This is a genomic window from Chloroflexota bacterium (genome assembly GCA_026706485.1).
In the GTDB taxonomy this organism is placed as follows: domain Bacteria; phylum Chloroflexota; class UBA11872; order UBA11872; family UBA11872; genus JAJECS01.
In genome coordinates, this window is the sequence record JAPOYR010000013.1 from 185,247 (window position 1) to 202,751 (window position 17,505).

The 17,505-nt window shown below is 69.2% G+C and carries 14 protein-coding genes; 13 read left to right on the forward strand and 1 reads right to left on the reverse strand.

The window, feature by feature from the left end:
• Window positions 1-7 precede the first annotated feature (7 nt).
• The 11 genes from topA to OXG79_14415 all read left to right on the forward strand — a co-directional run bounded on the left by topA (window position 8) and on the right by OXG79_14415 (window position 12,161).
• On the forward strand, window positions 8-2,719 hold the full coding sequence (gene topA, locus OXG79_14365; protein MCY3784948.1) for a type I DNA topoisomerase: 2,712 nt from the start codon (window positions 8-10) through the stop codon (window positions 2,717-2,719).
• Between the two features lie 176 nt (window positions 2,720-2,895).
• A complete protein-coding gene (gene rpsB / locus OXG79_14370; protein MCY3784949.1) occupies window positions 2,896-3,942 on the forward strand; it encodes a 30S ribosomal protein S2 in 1,047 nt (348 codons plus the stop codon).
• The gene (locus tag OXG79_14375) at window positions 3,935-4,414 is read left to right on the forward strand and encodes an elongation factor Ts (protein MCY3784950.1); all 480 of its coding nucleotides are present in this window, start codon (window positions 3,935-3,937) and stop codon (window positions 4,412-4,414) included. Before rpsB ends, OXG79_14375 begins: the two co-directional genes overlap by 8 nt.
• A gap of 21 nt (window positions 4,415-4,435) precedes the next feature.
• Window positions 4,436-5,146 carry a UMP kinase gene (pyrH, locus tag OXG79_14380; GenBank protein ID MCY3784951.1) on the forward strand — a complete coding sequence of 237 codons (711 nt, stop codon included), beginning with the start codon at window positions 4,436-4,438 and terminating at the stop codon, window positions 5,144-5,146.
• A complete protein-coding gene (gene frr, locus OXG79_14385; GenBank protein ID MCY3784952.1) occupies window positions 5,143-5,709 on the forward strand; it encodes a ribosome recycling factor in 567 nt (188 codons plus the stop codon). The genes pyrH and frr overlap by 4 nt, the downstream gene beginning before the upstream one ends.
• Window positions 5,706-6,464, forward strand: coding sequence for a polyprenyl diphosphate synthase (uppS, locus tag OXG79_14390; GenBank protein ID MCY3784953.1), 759 nt, complete (start codon window positions 5,706-5,708; stop codon window positions 6,462-6,464). Before frr ends, uppS begins: the two co-directional genes overlap by 4 nt.
• Window positions 6,465-6,470: 6 nt before the next feature.
• Window positions 6,471-7,256, forward strand: a complete 786-nt coding sequence (locus OXG79_14395) for a phosphatidate cytidylyltransferase (GenBank protein MCY3784954.1) — start codon at window positions 6,471-6,473, stop codon at window positions 7,254-7,256.
• Between the two features lie 46 nt (window positions 7,257-7,302).
• On the forward strand, window positions 7,303-8,463 hold the full coding sequence (gene dxr / locus OXG79_14400) for a 1-deoxy-D-xylulose-5-phosphate reductoisomerase (GenBank protein MCY3784955.1): 1,161 nt from the start codon (window positions 7,303-7,305) through the stop codon (window positions 8,461-8,463).
• Window positions 8,460-9,893, forward strand: a complete 1,434-nt coding sequence (locus OXG79_14405) for a site-2 protease family protein (GenBank protein ID MCY3784956.1) — start codon at window positions 8,460-8,462, stop codon at window positions 9,891-9,893. Before dxr ends, OXG79_14405 begins: the two co-directional genes overlap by 4 nt.
• A 94-nt stretch (window positions 9,894-9,987) precedes the next feature.
• The gene (ispG, locus tag OXG79_14410; GenBank protein MCY3784957.1) at window positions 9,988-11,091 is read left to right on the forward strand and encodes a flavodoxin-dependent (E)-4-hydroxy-3-methylbut-2-enyl-diphosphate synthase; all 1,104 of its coding nucleotides are present in this window, start codon (window positions 9,988-9,990) and stop codon (window positions 11,089-11,091) included.
• Between the two features lie 29 nt (window positions 11,092-11,120).
• Window positions 11,121-12,161, forward strand: coding sequence for an alcohol dehydrogenase catalytic domain-containing protein (locus OXG79_14415; GenBank protein ID MCY3784958.1), 1,041 nt, complete (start codon window positions 11,121-11,123; stop codon window positions 12,159-12,161).
• On the opposite strand, the gene OXG79_14420 is transcribed toward OXG79_14415, so the two are convergent.
• Entirely contained in the window at window positions 12,158-13,048 is an 891-nt protein-coding gene (locus tag OXG79_14420; protein MCY3784959.1) for a DMT family transporter, read from the reverse strand. The genes OXG79_14415 and OXG79_14420 overlap by 4 nt on opposite strands.
• 174 nt (window positions 13,049-13,222) lie before the next feature.
• Here OXG79_14420 and mutS point away from each other — a divergent pair, with 174 nt between their 5' ends.
• Both mutS and mutL read left to right on the forward strand, forming a co-directional pair.
• Window positions 13,223-15,733, forward strand: coding sequence for a DNA mismatch repair protein MutS (mutS, locus tag OXG79_14425; GenBank protein ID MCY3784960.1), 2,511 nt, complete (start codon window positions 13,223-13,225; stop codon window positions 15,731-15,733).
• Entirely contained in the window at window positions 15,730-17,442 is a 1,713-nt protein-coding gene (gene mutL / locus OXG79_14430) for a DNA mismatch repair endonuclease MutL (protein ID MCY3784961.1), read from the forward strand. Before mutS ends, mutL begins: the two co-directional genes overlap by 4 nt.
• Window positions 17,443-17,505 lie beyond the last annotated feature (63 nt).

Below are 17,505 nucleotides of genomic sequence, written 5' to 3' on the forward strand. Positions count from 1 at the left end.
CACGACCATGGCCGCACGCAAACGCGCCGCCACCGCGGCGACCAAGACCCGCGGGGGCAAGAACCTCGTCATCGTGGAGTCAGGCGCCAAGGCCGCCACGCTGCAGCGCTTCCTGGGGTCGCAGTACAAGGTCGTGGCCTCGGTGGGGCACGTGCGGGACCTACCGGCCAGCGCCGCCCAGGTTCCCAAGAATCTCAAGGGCAAGAGCTGGGCCACGCTGGCGGTCAACGTGGACGAGGGCTTTCGTCCCGTCTACATCGTGCCCGCCGACCGGAAGCGCGTCGTGGCCAACCTGCGCAGCGATCTGAAGACGGCCCGGGAGCTATTGATCGCCACGGACGAAGACCGGGAGGGAGAGGCGATCGCCTGGCACCTGGTGGAGGTCCTGAAGCCGAAGTTGCCGATCCGGCGCATGGTGTTCCATGAGATCACGCGCTCGGCCGTCGAGGCGGCGTTGGGGCGCACGCGCGACATCGACCAGCACCTGGTCCGCGCGCAGGAAGCGCGCCGCGTGCTGGACCGGCTGATCGGGTATCTCGTGTCACCCGTGCTGTGGCGCAAAGTGCAAAGCGGGCTGTCCGCCGGGCGGGTGCAAACGCCGGCGCTTCGACTGATCGTCGACCGGGAGCGCGAACGCATGGCCTTCGTGCATGCCGCCTACTGGGGCCTCACCGCCACACTGGCGCCGTCCGACCGCCCCGACGGCGCGTTTCCCGCGCGCCTCGTGAGCCTCGATGGCCAGGACATCGCGACCGGCGACGACTTCGACCCATCCACGGGCGCCTTGCTGGCCAACCGCCGGGTTCGCCGGATTGACGAGGCCGACACGCGCCGCCTGGCGACGGCGCTTACCAAAGCGGAGTTTCACGTCGTCAGCGTGGACAAGCGCCCGGTGACCCGCCGCCCGGCGCCGCCGTTCATCACGTCGACGCTGCAGCAGGCGGCCTCGCGCCGTTTGCGTTTCAGCGCTCGCCAAACGATGCGGGTGGCCCAGCAGCTGTACGAGGCCGGTTACATCACCTACATGCGCACGGACTCGCCCACGCTGTCCCAACAGGCGATTGCCGCGGCGCGGGACGAGGTCGAGAGGCGCGCCGGCAAGGAGTACCTGCCCGAGAAGCCGCGGCGCTATCGCGCGCGAGCGGCTCGCGCGCAGGAGGCCCACGAAGCCATCCGGCCCGCGGGCGAGCGCTTCCGGCACCCGGACGAGCTTGGCAACGACGTGGATGCCAATGGAAAGCGCCTCTACACCCTGATCTGGCAACGCACGCTGGCCTCGCAGATGCGAGACGCCAACTTCGAGCGGACGCGCGTCCGGATCGAGGCAGCCGCCGGCGCCGACGGGACCGCGGTATTCCAGGCCAACGGACAGATTGTGGTGTTCGACGGCTTCCTGCAGATCTACGGCGGCGGTGACGGTGACGACGACCGCGTGCTTCCCGACATGTCGAGCGGCGATGTCTTGGACGTCCAAGGCATCGAACCCACCGAGCACGCGACCCGACCGCCCGACCGCTGGACGGAGGCCAGCCTGATCCGCGAGTTGGAGCGGCTGGATATCGGTCGCCCGTCCACCTACGCCACCATTCTGGAGACGATTCAAGACAAGTACGTGGTGCGCAAGGGCTCGGCGCTGGTTCCCCGCTGGCACGCGTTCGCCGTGATCCAGCTGATGGCCGTGCACTTCCCCGAGTTGGCCGACGCCGACTTCACCGCCCGCATGGAAGACGGGTTGGACCGGGTCGCCGCAGGCGATCTCGACCCGCTGCCCTGGCTGTCGGCGTTCTACTTCGGCGCCGACGGCGCGTCGGCCAACGGCAAGGAGGCCATGCTGCGCGACGGCCTGCACCACCGCATCGACGCCAGCTGGGACGCCATCGACGCGCGCGCCGTCTGCACCATCCCGCTGGCCGGAACGAACGGCTCACAGGTGGCGGTGCGCATCGGCCGCTACGGTCCCTATATCGAATCGGCGGAGGGCGGACAACGCGCGCGGGTGCCGGAAGACCTGGAACCCGATCAGCTGACCGCCGCCGCCGCCGCCGAGCTGCTTGAGCAGGCGACGCGGGGGGATCAGCCGCTCGGCGCCGATCCCGAATCGGGACAGCCCATCTATCTCAAGCAAGGTCGCCGCGGCGCCTATCTTCAGCGTGGCGAAGGCCAGACCGGACGCGGAGCCGGCGGCCGGAAGCGCCCGCAGACCACCAGCGTGTGGCCCACCATCGATCCCGAATCGATCACCCTCGACCAGGCGCTGGAGCTGCTCGCGTATCCCAAGCGGCTCGGCACGCACCCCGAAACGGGCGAGGACGTGACAGTGCAGGACGGGCCGTACGGCCCCTACGTGAGATGCGGCGGCGAGTCTCGCAGCCTGCCCGGACGCGGCAATGCGCAGTACGAGAAACTGGCGTCCGTCGACCTGGCGGAAGCCCTCGAACTGCTGCGCACGCCGCGCCAGACACGCCGACGGGGCGAGGCGGCCCCGCCGCTGGCCGAACTCGGCGCCCACCCAAGCTCGCAGGCGCCCATCACGGTCCGCGACGGGCGCTACGGCCCCTATGTCACCGACGGCACGCTCAACGCCAGCCTGCCCAAGGACCGGGATCCGACCTCGGTCACCCTGGACGAGGCGGTGGCGCTGCTGGCGGCTCGCGCCGAGCGGGTCGCCGCCCAGGGCGGGCGCGGGCGCCGGCGGTCAGGCAGGCGGCGGCGCAGCTAACCTCGCCGGTTCGTTGGCACCCGCCCGGCAAGCCGCCTGCGATATGCTTGGCGCACGTTCGTGTCTTGCGGGCGAATACACACGCCGTCTGATCTGCTGCGCCCTGCCGCGAAAGCGGTTGGCAGCCGAGTCGACGACGGCGGATGAGCCAAGGGCAAACGAAAGGACGATGCGGCATGGCGGTTGCGACCATGCGAGATCTGTTGGAAGCCGGGGTGCACTTCGGTCACCGCACACCACGGTGGAACCCGAAGATGCGCCCGTTTATTTTTGGGTCCCGGGGCGGCATTCATATCGTCGACCTGCAGCACACGGTGCGCGGGCTGATGGCCGCGCAGGCGTTTACGCGATCGGTGTCGGCCGACGGCGGCGACATCATCTTCGTCGGCACCAAGCAGCAAGCGCAGGAAGTGGTGCGCGAGGAGGCCGAGCGCTGCGGGGCGCACTTCGTGGTGCACCGCTGGCTCGGCGGCACGTTGACCAACTTCGACACCCTGCGGACGCGCGTGCAGCGCCTCCGCGAGCTGCAGGCGCGCCAGCAAGCCGGCGACTTCGAGCGCATGTCCAAGAAGGCCGCGCACGCGCACGCCATCGAGACGGCCCGGCTTGAGAAGCGGATGGGCGGCATTCGCAACCTGTCGCGGCTGCCCGCCGCGCTCTTCATCATCGATCCCAAGCGCGAGGCGATCGCCGTCAAAGAGGCCCAGCGCCTGAAAATCCCCATCATCGCCCTCACCGACACGAACTGCGATCCCGAAGTCGTCGACTACGTGATTCCGGGCAACGACGATTCGATTCGCGCCGTCCGGGCGATCACCGAGCAAATCGCCAACGCCATCCTGGCCGGCCGCGAAGAGCATGAGCGGCGCGAGGCCGAGCGCGCGGTGCGAGCCGCCCGCGAAGCCGAAGCCGCCATGGCCGCCGCGGCTCGCGCCGAGCAGCAGGGCGCATCCACGGCCGACATGGAGGCCACCATGCTTGAAGCGGCTGGGGAAGCGGCCGCGGCGCCATCAGCCGAGGCGCAGGAAACTGCCGAGCCCGCGGCTCCAGCTCCGGCCAAACCGGCAGCGGCGGAATCCGCCGCCGCGGCACCGCGTGCCGCCCGTGGTCGACGACGGCCGGCGGCGCAATCCGGAGCCGCCCCGCGAGGCCGGCGCAAGCCGCGCGCCGCCTCCTCACCGACGAACCCACCCACACCTCCGCAGGACGGCAGCGATGCCTAAAGTCTCCATCGAGGATATTCGCGCACTACGAGCCGAGACCGGCGCCGGCGTCATGGACGTCAAGCGGGCGCTCGAGGACTCAGGCGGCTCCATCGAGAACGCGCGCGCCTTGCTTCGCGAGCGTGGCCTGGAGCTCTCGGCCAAGCGCGCCGACCGCGAAACGGGCGAGGGCATCATCGAGGCCTACGTGCATCCGGGCCGTCCGCTGGGCGCGATGCTCGAGCTTCGCTGCGAAACCGACTTCGTCGCCCGCACGCCCGAGTTCACGGCCCTGGCGCACGACCTGGTCATGCACATCGCGGCCATGGCGCCCGAGCGGGTCGCCGACGACGACACGGGCGACGGGCAGGCCTTGCTCGACCAGCCGTGGTTTCGCGACACGTCGCAAAAGGTGCACGAGGTCGTGCAGGAGGTCGAGGCGCGGGTTGGAGAGCGGATTCAGATCGCGCGGTTTAGCCGGTACGAGATTTAGCGCCGAAACGGGGGGACAGCGGTGCGAGCCCACACCTACCAGCGCGTACTCCTGAAAATCGGCGGCGAATCGCTTGCCGGTGACGACGGCTTCAGCATCGAAACCGATCGGGCGCGCGCGGTAGCCGACCGCATCGTCGAGGCCCGCGCACTGAACGTCGAGATCGCCATCGTCATCGGCGGCGGCAACTTCTGGCGCGGCGGCGAAATGCCCACCATGGCCCGATCCACCGCCGACTACATCGGCATGCTCGGCACGGTGATGAACGCCCTGGCGCTGCAAGAGGCGCTCGAAAGCGTTGACGTCCCCACCCGCGTCCAAACCGCCATCGAGATGCGCGAGGTGGCGGAGCCCTACATCCGGCGCAAGGCCATGGCCCATCTCGAACAGGGCCGCGTTGTGATCTTCGCCGCCGGCACCGGCAATCCGTTCTTCACCACGGACACGGCCGGCGCCCTGCGCGCCATGGAGATCAACGCCCAGGCCCTGCTCAAGGCCACCAAGGTGGACGGCGCGTATACGGACGATCCCGAGCTGAATCCCAACGCCACCCGGCTCGATGAGATCACCTATCTCGAAGCCCTCAACCGCGGGCTGCGGATTATGGACGCGACCGCGTTCAGCCTCTGCATGGACAACGACCTGCCAATCGTCGTTTTTCGGCTCGAAGACCCGGGCAGCTTGCAGCGCGTGCTCACCGGCGAGCGCGTCGGTACAGTGATCGCGGCATGAGCGAGCTCATCGACGAATTCCTGGACGACGCGGCCCACCGCATGCGGCAGGCCGTGGCCCACCTCGAACATGAGCTGCTGGCCACCCGCACCGGGCGCGCCTCGCCCGCCCTGGTGGAAAACCTCAGCGTCGACTACTACGGCCAGCCGACCTCCCTCAAGCAGATTGCCGGCATTTCCGTCCCGGAAGTGCGGTTGCTCGTGATCCAACCATGGGACAAGTCGGCCATCACTGATATCGAGCGCGCGATCCTCAAGTCCGATCTCGGCATCACGCCGTCAAACGACGGCACGGTGATTCACCTGCCGATCCCGCCGCTCAGCGAGGACCGCCGCCGCGACCTGGTGAAGATCGTGCGCGGCCGGGTCGAGGCGGCGCGCGTGGCGGTGCGCAATGTTCGGCGCGACGTGCAAGACGATCTGCGCGACCTGTCGCGCCAGAAGGAGGCCTCGGAGGATGACGTGCGCCGTGGCAGCCAGCGGCTCCAGGAGCTGACGGACAGCCATATCGCGCAAGTCGACGCCGCCGGCGAGCGCAAGGAAACCGAGGTGATGACCGTCTGAACGCCAGCGCACACGAAACGGGATCCGACACGGCGACGCCCGATCATGTCGCCATCATCATGGACGGCAACGGGCGCTGGGCGCGCGGCCGCGCCCTGCCCCGGACCGAGGGCCACCGCGAGGGCGCGCTGCGGGTGCGCGGGATCGCCGAGGCCTGCATCGATATCGGCATCTCGACCCTCACCGTGTTCGCCTTCTCCACCGAAAACTGGGACCGGCCGCACGACGAGGTGGACGTGCTGATGGCCCTGATTCCCGAGCGCCTCGCCGCCGAACGCGCCACGATTTTCAACAACGACGTGCGCATTCGCGTGCTCGGCGAAATCGAGTCGCTGCCCCTCGCAGACCGCGTGGCCGTGCGGACTATCGTCCGCCAGACCGTGAAGCACCAGGCGCTGACGCTCAACATCGCGTTCAACTACGGCGGTCGCTCTGAGATCCTGCGCGCGGTGCGCAATCTCATGCGGGACGGCATTGCCCCGGAAGACGTGAGCGAGGACCTGTTCGCGTCCTACCTCTATACCAGCGAAATCCCCGACCCCGACCTTGTGATTCGCACCGCAGGGGAGCAGCGCCTGAGCAATTTCCTCATCTGGCAGGCGGCCTACGCCGAGTTCTACTCCACGCCGACGCTGTGGCCCGATTTCACCCGTGACGAGTTCGACAAGGCCCTGGCCACCTACCGGCAACGCGAACGCAAGTTCGGGCGCGTGGCGGACCAGCCGCGCGTGGTCAGCGACCTGATCTCCGGATAGCGTTCGCTGCGCGCGCGCGTTCTCAGCGGGGCCGTCCTCATTCCGGCCGTGGTGGCGGTCGTCTGGTGGCACCCGTCGGCGCTGGCGGTGCTCGTCATCGTCGGGGCGGCCCTCACCGCGCGCGAGCTGTCGCACCTGCTGCTGCGCGGCCCACGCCCACACCTGCGGGCGCTCGCTCCGGCGTTGGCGGCGCTGGTCGTGGCGCTGGCCGCGGTGCCCGAAGGCGAGCGCGTGTGGCTGGGGTCGCTCACGGCCGCACTGCTTGCGGCGGGGCTGATGGCCCAACTCGCGACGACAGACCCGCACCGCTTTGCCAACTGGGCCCTCGCGGCGGCCGCCGGCGGCTACGCCGGCGCGTTGCTGGGGCTGGCCGTGGTGCTGCGCACGATGCCCGACGGGTTCGCCTGGACTCTGCTGGCGCTGGTGGTCACTTGGGCCTACGACTCACTGGCGTACGCCGCAGGTCGCACGGTCGGACGCCATGGATTCATGACCCACATCTCGCCACGCAAGACCTGGGAGGGTGTGGCCGGCGGAACCGCCGGTAGCATCGCCGCTACCGCAGCGTTCCTGCCATTCCTGCCGATCGAGGGGTGGCTGGTCGTTCCCTTGGGCCTGGCCTGGGCCGCCGCCGCGCAGACCGGCGACCTCGTGGCCTCGATGGTCAAGCGGGACGCCGGCGCCAAGGACAGCGGCCAGTTGATCCCGGGACACGGTGGTATGTTGGATCGCGTGGACGGCCTGCTGTTCGTGGTGCCGGCCGTGTTCGCCGCCGCCCACTTCATCGGCTAGCGATTCCGAGGCGCGGGCACCCCGCCCCACCTTTCCGGAGCACGCGATGACGACGGCACCCAAGCGAATTGTGGTCCTCGGCGCCACCGGATCCATTGGCACCCAGACCCTCGACGTGGTGCGAACGCACCCGGATCACTTCGAGGTCGTCGGGCTCACCTGCAACGCAAGCGCCGACTTGCTGATCGACCAGATCAACGAATTCAACGTGCCGGCGGCCTGCCTGCGCGATGCCTCGGCGGCAACGGCGGAGTGGCCGGCAGCCTGCGAGCGCCTGCCCTACCCCGAGGGCTTGGAGCAGCTCGCGGCGCGCGACGACGTGGACATCGTGGTAGTGGCGACAATCGGCGGCGACGTCGGTTTCCGTCCCACCGAGGCCGCGCTCCGAGCCGGCAACACCGTCGCCCTGGCGAGCAAGGAGCTGTTGGTGATGGGCGGCCGGTTGTTCCGCGACCTTGCGGACAGCACGGGAGCGCAAATTCTGCCGATCGACAGCGAGCACAGCGCCTTGTGGCAGTGCCTGGTCGGCGAAGACCCGAATTCGGTTCGGCGGCTCATTCTCACGGCCTCGGGCGGGCCGTTTCGCGAGACCGACGCCGCCGCCATACGCGACGCGACCGCCGAGGAAGCGCTCAAGCATCCGAACTGGGTCATGGGGCCGAAGATCACTACCGATTCGGCCAGCCTGATGAATAAGGGATTCGAGGTCATCGAGGCCCACTGGCTGTTCGATCTCGCCTACGACCGCATCGAGGTGATCATTCATCCTGAATCCATCGTGCACTCCATGGTTGAATTCCACGACGGCTCGCTGAAGGCCCAGCTTGGAACCCCCGATATGCGCCACCCCATCCAATACGCGTTGGCCTACCCCGAACGACTCAACGCCGCCCATTCCAGCCTGGCGTTGGACGAGCTCCACCAGTTGCGCTTCGAAACGCCGGACCTGGAGCGCTTTCCCCTGCTGCGCGCGGCCATGGACGCCGGGCGGGCGGGCGGCACGGCCCCGGCCACCCTGTGCGGGGCCGATGACGCCGCGGTCGAGATCTTCCTGCGCGGCGACCTGCGCTTCGGGGAAATGGTTGACGCCGTGCTCGACGCCATGGCGGCAACGCCCGTGCGGCCCCTGGATTCGCTCGACACGGCCCTCGACGCCCATCGGAAGGGCGTCGAGCACGTTCGCCGGAGCCTCACAGCCGCGTCGTGAATCCCATCCAGGCCTTGCTGGACTCCGGGGCGAGCATGCTGGTGGTGATCCCGATCTTCCTGGCGTTGCTGTCGCTGATCGTGTTCGTGCACGAGCTGGGGCACTACGCTTTCGCGCGCCGCTTCGGCGTCGGGGTCCATACCTTTGCCATCGGGCTTCCGCCGCGTCTCTGGTCGCGGCTGCGCGGCGACGACGCCATTCCGGCGGAGCCGCTGGCGCAAGACGCCGCGTCGCAAGTCGACGGCGCGGTGCGACTCGTGGGCGCGTCCGACCCGGACGACCCCGGGCTACGCAACGCGATCCTGCTGTACAGCAACGTCGAGCCGCCGACGCGCGCCGAGCTGCGCGCCGCCCAGGCGGAAGGCGCAGTGGGCGCGATCCTGGCCGAGCCGTCGGAGCTGACCGTGCATCTCTCGGGCGCCGAGTCGCTGGCGCTGCCAGTGGTCCGCGTCGACCCCGAAACCGGAACGGCCATCGCCGCGCGGTTGCGCCAGGGCGAGCTCCAGGCCGAGCTGCGTCGGGGTCCCCAGGCGGCCTTCGATTCGGCTGAGGCGTCCATTCACCTCGGCGGAACCAGATTTGCGATCAATGCCCTGCCGCTGGGCGGCTACGTGCGCCTGGCCGGCGAGTCCAACGACTTCGACGCGCCGCAGGGATTCGCGCGGCGCAAGCCCTGGCAGCGCGCGCTGATCCTTGTGGCCGGTCCGCTGATGAACTTTCTGCTGGCGCCGTTCCTCTTCATGCTGGGATCGCTGATCGCCGATGAGGTTGGGGCGCGCATTGTCGAGGTGGCCGAGGGTTCACCGGCGCAGAGCGCCGGTCTGCTGGCCGACGACCGCATCCTGGCGGTCGACGGCGCCGCCGTTGCCAGCGTCGGCGACCTGATCCGCGGCTTGGACGGTGTGGCCGGGCAACCGGTGGCATTCGAGGTCCGGCGCGGTTCGGACACCGTCATGTTGCGCGCCGTGCCGCGCGTCGAGCCGCCGCCGGGCGAGGGCCCCCTCGGCATTCGCATCGGTCCCGTGCGCGAGTCCGCCCCGCTGCACCTCGCGGCGGTGCGCGGGATCACACGCACCATCGACTCGCTCGCCCTAGTGCCGCTAGCCATTGGGGAGTGGATCGCCGGCGGCCCGGTCCAGGTCTCCGGTCCCGTGGGCATCGCCGCGGTCGTGGACCAGGCAGCGCGTCTCGGTCTGGAACGGGTGCTCTTCCTGGGCGCGATCCTGTCGGCCCAGATTGGGCTAATCAACCTCTTGCCCTGGCCCGGTCTCGACGGCGGACGGCTGGTATTCGTGGGCTTCGAGTGGCTCACCGGGCGGCGGCTGAATCCGCGCCGCGAGGCCGCCTTCCACTTCGTGGGCATCATGCTGCTCATGGCGTTGGCGGTGGTCATCACCGTCAGCGACGTGCAGCGCTTGGCGGGCTTCTAGCCCTTCGGTTTGCTGGAGTCTGACCCGTTAACCGGCTACGCTCGGAGCGACCCAGGTTCGTGTCCGTCTTTGTGCAACGTGAGGTGAAGTTGCGGTGATTCGACGCCGAGGGTCATTCCCCATCAAGGTCCGCGACGTGGAGATCGGCGGCGGGGCGCCGATCAGCGTCCAGTCGATGACGATCACCGACACGAAGGACGTCGTCGCCACGCTCGCCCAGATCCACCAACTCGTCGAGGCCGGTTGCGACATCGTGCGCCTGGCCGTGCCCGACAAGTACGCCGCCGAGGCGCTGCCCGACATCCGCGCGGGCACCGACGCGCCCCTCGTGGCCGACATCCACTTTGACCACCGGCTGGCACTCATGGCCGCCAAAGCCGGCATGGACTGCCTACGCATCAATCCCGGCAATATCGGTGGGCGCGAGAAGGTCGAAGCCGTAGTTCGCGCCTGCAAGGAGCGCGAGATCCCGATTCGAATCGGGGTCAACGCCGGCTCGATCCAGGAAGCGTGGTCGAAGAAGATCGACCGGCGTCCCGAAGGCCAGGAGCTCGTCGAAGCCATGGTCGAGGACGCCCTCGAACACGTGAAGATTCTTGAGGACCTCAACTTCGACCAGATCAAGATCTCGCTCAAGTCGTTCGAGGTCGAGGTGACCATTGAGGCCTACAAGGCCATCGCCCAGCAGACCATGTACCCGTTCCACATCGGAATCACCGAGTCGGGTCCGCCGCGCACCGGCATCATCCGCTCGGCCGTCGGGCTGGGAAGTCTCCTCTACGACGGCTACGGCGACACCATGCGCGTGTCGCTGACGACCGATCCCGTAGAGGAAGTCTTCGTCGCCAACGAAATCCTCAAGGTGCTGGGCCTCAAGGAAGCCGGTCCCACGATGGTTTCCTGCCCGTCCTGCGGGCGCTGCGAAATCGACCTCTTCGGCCTCTCCGACTCGGTTGAGGAGGTCATGGGAACCGTCAAGGAGCCGCTCAAGGTCGCGGTGATGGGCTGCGTGGTTAACGGCCCGGGAGAGGCGATGGACGCGGATATCGGCATCGCCGGCGGCAAGGGCCGCGGTGTGATCTTCCGCAAGGGCGAGATCCTGCGCACGGTGGACGAAACCGACATGCTGCCCGTGCTCACCGACGAGATCCGCAAGCTGGAGGCCGAGTTCGCGGCCAATGGCGATTCGTCCGACTAGCACCTCGGGCAATCGACAGTAGGACTTCCATGACGACGATGCTTGCCGTTCGCAAGGCCTCGCCCACCCCCGGAGTCGAGCTGGCCGAGTTGCCGCGGCCGCAGCCCGCCGCGGATGAGCTCCTGATCAAAGTGCGGCGCAGCGGCATCTGCGGCTCGGACAAGCACCTCTACCTCTGGGACGAGTGGGCGGCCGGCAACTACCCGACGCCGTTCACGCTCGGGCATGAGCTGGTCGGCGAGGTGGCGGAGTTGGGAGCCAACGTGCGGGGCTTCACGCCAGGCGACGTCGTGGCGATCGAGAGCCATATCTTCGACGGCATCTGCCGTCCCTGCCGCACCGGCAACGCGCACGTGTGCGAAAACCTGCGCATTCTCGGCATCGACGTGTCCGGCGGCTTCGCCGAATACGCCGCCGTGCCGAGCCGGCTCGCCTGGCGCGTGCCGCCGACGATTCCGCTGGAGCGGGCCGTCCTCTTCGAGCCGCTTGGCAACGCCGTGCACGCCGCCATGCGCTACGACGTCTCCGGCCAACCGGTCGCCGTCTACGGCTGCGGGCCGATGGGCCTGATGGCGATTGCCGTGGCCTACACGGCGGGGGCATATCCCATCGTGGCCACGGACGTGTCGGGCTATCGCCGCACGTTGGCGGAACAGGTCGGGGCGCACGCGACGGTCGATGCCGCCAGCCCCACCGTCGAGCACGATATCGTCGACGCCCTTGGGGAGCGCCCCACCGTCAGCCTGGAAATGTCGGGGCACCCCACCGCGCTGCGGCAGGCCCTGCGAGTCTCGGCCAACGCCGGCAAGATCGTGTTCCTGGGCATTCCGCCCAAGCCCATCGTCATCGACCTGGCCGAGGAGTTTATGTTCAAGGGCCTGGAAGCCTACGGCGTCACCGGGCGGCTGATCTGGGATACCTGGTATCGCACCGAGGCCTTTCTGCAGATCCACGGCGACCTGCTCGAGCCGCTGGTCACCCACACGTTTCCGCTCCACGACTTCGAGGACGCCATGCAGCTGGTGCTCTCCGGCGACTGCGGCAAGGTGCTGCTCAACGTCGACGGCTAGCCGATCGTCAGCAAGGCCACCCCGACGGCGCTGACCAGAACGCCGACGACGGCGTAGCGTCCGGGCCGCTCGCGCAGGGTCACGCTGCTCAGCAAGAGCACGAAAACGGGCGCAGTAGCGGTGAGCGCGCCGCCGCGCGCCGCTCCGACGACCTGGATGCCCGAGAGGAACATGTAGCCGCCTACCGTCAGCGCCACAAGTCCGCTGGCCAGCGCGATCAGGCTGTCGCGCCGGCCGAGGCTGGCGGGTGCCCAGCGGCCGGCGGACGCGAGCGCGGCCAAGTTCAACCCCAGCGCCGCCAGCGGCATCCGCACGGCATTGACGATCTCGGGCGGCAGACCCTCGAGGGCGAGCCTGAGGGCATTCAGGTCGAGCGCGAATAGCACCGACGCGAGCAATGCCAGCAGAGCGCCCACCGACGTGCGCAAACGCCACGGCCCCGGCGCCGCTGCCCCGGACCGTGCCGCCGGCTCGATGGCAAGCAGCAACCCGGCGCCGACGATGAGCACCCCACCCGCGCCGTCCATCACGGTGAGCGTCTCGCCGAGGACCGTGACCGCGATCAGGGCCGTGAAAAGCGGATAGGTCGACGCCAGGGCATAGGCGCGCGAGACCCCCACCCGAGGCACGGCGCGCACGAGGAGCACCTCGCCGCCGCCGATCCCAACCACCACCGCCGCCAGGATGGCCAGCAGATTCACCAGCGGCATGGACACGGCCTCGCCCCAGCGACCGCTCACGGTGACGATCAGCGCAAAGGCCACCGCCGGCGCGATGGCTCGCACGGCGGTGATCGGCAGCGCGCCGTGCCGTGCGGTCAGCGGTCGCAAGGCCACGATGCTCACCGCCCACGAGAGGGCGGCGCCCAGCACCAACAGCTCCGCCACAGACCTCCCCAGGCGGCATGCCGCATCGCAATGCCCATCGACGCCAAGCGCAGCCTACGCCGCCGCGGGATCGAAGACACGGCCCTCCAGACGCGGGTAGTACCATCACGTAACAGTTCGGCTTTTGTACGGCCTGAACTAGCGCGGACGCAGGGGAGGCTGGGGCGTGGCGGCGTGAGCACGACGACGCTGACACCGCTACGGCGCCAATACCTTGACATAAAACGCCAGCACCCCGAAGCGCTCCTGTTCTTCCGCCTCGGCGACTTCTACGAGCTGTTCGACCATGACGCCGAGGTCGCGGCCGAAGAGCTGCAAATCGTGCTCACCTCGCGCGAGTTCGGTCGCAGCGGACGCTCGCCCATGTGCGGCGTGCCCCACCACGCCGTCGCGGGCTACATCGCCAGGCTGGTCGAGGCCGGGCATCGCGTGGCGGTGTGCGACCAGGTCACCGCCGCCGGCAACGGCCTGGTGGATCGCGCGGTCACCCGGGTGATCACGCCGGGCACGGTGGTCGACGAGGACATGCTGCGACCGCAGGCAAACAACTACCTCGCGGCCGTCGTGCGCGAGGGAGACCGCGCCGGATTCGCCTACACCGATGTCACGACCGGGGAGTTCGCCGCCACCGAGATGCGAATCGATCAACTCGATCCGGAGCTGAGCCGGGTCTCGCCGCGCGAGACGCTGGCATTCGGCGACATCGACCTGTCGGGCGCCGTGACGGGCGCCGAGTGGATGGCCGATCCCGCCACGGCGGAGGAGGCGTTGCGCCGACATTTCGCGGTCCAGGACCTTGACGGATTCGGTCTCACCGATCGTCCGCTGGCGTCGCGCGCCGCGGGGGCGCTGCTCGCCTACGTCATCGAGACGGACGCAAACGCGCTGCACGTGCTGACCGGCCTACACGTCTACGGCGTCGCGACCTACATGGAGCTTGACCCCGCCACCCGGGCGAACCTGGAGCTCGAATCCGGAGGGCGAGCCGCGCGCCGCGACCACAGCCTGCTGGGTGTGCTCGATCACACCCGAACCCCGATGGGCGCCCGGCAATTGCGGCGACACGTCGCCCGGCCGTCGCTCGAACGCAACGTCATCGAGCGGCGCTTGGACCGCGTCGAGGCGCTCGTCGACGACGCCGACCGCCGAGCCGAGCTGCGCGACGCCCTGAAGTCCGTCGGCGACCTGGAGCGGCTGGCCAACCGCTTGCTGCGGCGCACGGCGAACGTCAACGACGTCCGCCGCGTCGCCACCGCGCTCGACGGCCTCGCGTCGGTTCGCCAGACCCTCGACGCAGCCGCCGGGGCGCTCGAGCACCTTCACGACCGCATCGACACCTGCGACGAGGCTCAAGGGTTGATTGCGCGAGCCATCGACGACGGCGAGCGCACCATCCGCGCCGGATACAGCGACGAGCTGGACCGGCTGGCGGCCGGCGCCGGCTCAGCCAAAGCCTGGATCGCCGCGCTGGAGACGCAGGAGCGCGAGCGCCTGGGCATCAGGTCGCTCAAAGTCCGCTTCAACCGCGTGTTCGGCTACTACATCGAGCTCGGCCGCGCCTATGCGGACCGGGTGCCGGACCACTACGAGCGCCGCCAGACGCTCGCCAACGCCGAGCGCTACGTAATCCCGGAGCTCAAAGAACGCGAGGCGGAGGTCCTCAACGCCCAGGAGCAGATCGAAGCCCTCGAAGCCCTCCTGTTCGAGGAAGTGGTGGAACGTCTCGCCGGATGGGCGCCCGCCATGCTCGAGTCATCGGCGGCCATCGCCGCGCTCGACGTCGCCGCCTCGCTGGCTGAGGTGGCCGTGCTCCAGGGCTACGCGCGACCGACGCTCACCGACGAGGGCCGCATCGAGATCGAAGCCGGTCGCCACCCGGTCGTCGAGGCCAGCCAGACCGAGCCCTTCGTGCCCAACGACACGCGGCTCGATCCCGACGATCGGCAAGTCCTGGTGCTCACCGGTCCCAACATGGCCGGCAAGTCCACCTATCTGCGGCAGACGGCGCTGATCGTGCTGCTGGCCCAGATCGGAAGCTTCGTGCCGGCCGACCGCGCCGAGGTCAGCCTCGTGGACCGCATCTTCACGCGCGCCGGCGCCCGCGACGACCTCGCGGCCGGCGCCAGCACCTTCATGGTGGAGATGCTGGAGCTGGCCGCCATCCTGGCCCAGGCCACGCCCCGCAGCCTGTTGATTCTGGATGAAATCGGCCGCGGCACGAGCACCTACGACGGAATCTCCGTCGCGCAGGCGGTCGTCGAACACTTGCACCATCACCCGCGCCTGCGCGCCAAGACGATCTTCGCCACGCACTACCACGAGTTGACGGCGGTGGCCGACCTGTTGCCGCGCGTGCACAACGCCAACGTTGCCGTCGCCGAGCAGGGCGAGCGGGTCGTGTTTCTCCGCCGCATCGTGGACGGCCCGGCGGACCGCAGCTACGGCGTGCAGGTGGCCCAGCTTGCCGGACTGCCGCCGGCCGTAATCCGGCGCGCGCGCGAGATTCTGGTCGAGCTCGAACGGCTGGCGGCAGGAAGCAAGTTCGTCCCGAACGTCCAGCTCACGCTGCTGACGCCGGAGGAGCATCCCGTCGTCAAGCGCTTGCGCGATCTGGATCCCGAGCAGTTGAGCCCGTTGGACGCGCTGAGCCTGATCTACGAGCTGCGCAACGACGCCGACGCATGAGCATCCGCCGCCTCCCGCCCGACATCGCCAGCAAAATCGCTGCCGGCGAGGTGATCGAACGTCCCGCCTCGGTGGTGAAGGAGCTGATCGAGAACTGCATCGACGCCGGTGCCCGGCGGGTGACCGTGGAAGTGCACGAGGGCGGTCTGGGATTCATTCAGGTCACCGACGACGGCCATGGCATCGCGTCGGACCAGCTGGAGCTCGCGGTGCAGCGCCACAGCACCAGCAAGCTGCGCACCGTGGACGACCTGGCGCGCATCCGCACGCTGGGATTCCGCGGCGAAGCGCTCGCCAGCATCGCCGCCGTTGCCGAGTTGACCGTCGCGTCGGTGACCGACGCCGGGACTCCGGGGCATCGGGTGACGGCGCGCGACGACGCCATCGTCGAGTCGACGCCCCACGGCGGACCGGTCGGGACGCAAGTCACCGTGCGGGCGCTGTTCCGGTCGATTCCGGCGCGACGCCAGTTCCTGAGGGCCGAGCGCACGGAGCTGGGCCACGTCATGGACGCTGTGACGCACGCTGCGATCGGGCACCCGTCGGTCGCCTTTCGATTGCTCGACGGCGAACGTGAGCGGCTACGCACGCCCGGAACCGGCGATCTGCGGGCGACGCTCGTCGCCATCCACGGCCAATCCGTGGTCAAGGACCTCATCGAGCTCCCGCCCGGTGAAACACTCGGCATCGACGGATTTGTCTCGCAGCCGCACGTCCAGCGCAGCACGCGCCGCGACATCTCGCTCTTCGTCAACGGTCGCTGGGTCGGCGACCGGCTGCTGGCGGGCGCCATCAGCGACGCCTACCAAGGACTGCTGCCGAGCCGGCGCTACCCGGTCGTGGTTCTCCGGCTGGAGATTCCACCCGAGGACGTCGATGTCAACGTGCACCCGACCAAGGCCGAGGTGCGCTTCCGCCGCGGCGGCGAAGTCTTCAGCCGCGTGTCCGCCACCGTGCGCCGCGCCCTGACCGCCGGCGGCGCGGTGACGCCTGCGCGGGTGGACGAGCCGATCCTGGACCAGTTCTATCTACCGACCAGCGCCATGCCCTGGGACGGGCAACCGCCGCCCGCCCCGCGCAACCTGCCCGGCGAGCCGCCGGCGGAGCCGGAGGCGCAAACGGACGCCGGCGGCGGACAGCTTCGCTCGCCCGTGCCGCGCGCACTGGGACAGATCGATCACACTTACATCGTGGCCGTCGGCCCCGCCGGCGTGTACCTGATCGACCAGCACGCCGCCCACGAGCGCATCCTCTATCACCAGTTGGGCCAATCCGGCAACGGCGCCAGCCAGGCCTTGCTCGACCCGGTGCCGGTCACGCTCTCGGCCCCGGCCTCCGAGTGGGTCGGCGATCACCTGGAAGACCTCGCGGCGTTGGGCGTCGACGTGGAGCCGTTCGGCGCGAACGCCTGGCTGGTGCGCCGCGTGCCCGCAACCGGTCGGGCCATCGACGCGGCGGCCTACCTTTCGGCGGTGGTCGACGAGGCGCGCGAGGCGCCCACCGGACGGCGCGTTGTCACCGAGCAGCTGCGCTGGACCGCCGCCTGCCACGCGGCGGTGAAGGCCGGCGATCAGCTCGCCATCGATGAAATGCAGGCCGTCGTCGAGGGATTGGAACGCTGCGATTTGGGTCTCACCTGTCCGCACGGCCGCCCCACCATGATCCTGCTCACGCGCGACCTGCTCGATCGCCAGTTCGGCCGCGGCTAGCACGGGCTGCGGGCCGGTCTGAGACCCGCCCCTACTGAGCAAAAGTGCAGACGTGAAAGTCCG

Bases quoted from the DNA above. Each gene is read 5' to 3' on its own strand.
- topA (MCY3784948.1), top strand. From the start codon at position 8: ATGGCCGCACGCAAACGCGCCGCCACCGCGGCGACCAAGACCCGCGGG.
- rpsB (MCY3784949.1), top strand. From the start codon at position 2,896: ATGGCGGTTGCGACCATGCGAGATCTGTTGGAAGCCGGGGTGCACTTC.
- OXG79_14375 (MCY3784950.1), top strand. From the start codon at position 3,935: ATGCCTAAAGTCTCCATCGAGGATATTCGCGCACTACGAGCCGAGACC.
- frr (MCY3784952.1), top strand. From the start codon at position 5,143: ATGAGCGAGCTCATCGACGAATTCCTGGACGACGCGGCCCACCGCATG.
- dxr (MCY3784955.1), top strand. From the start codon at position 7,303: ATGACGACGGCACCCAAGCGAATTGTGGTCCTCGGCGCCACCGGATCC.
- OXG79_14415 (MCY3784958.1), top strand. From the start codon at position 11,121: ATGACGACGATGCTTGCCGTTCGCAAGGCCTCGCCCACCCCCGGAGTC.
- mutL (MCY3784961.1), top strand. From the start codon at position 15,730: ATGAGCATCCGCCGCCTCCCGCCCGACATCGCCAGCAAAATCGCTGCC.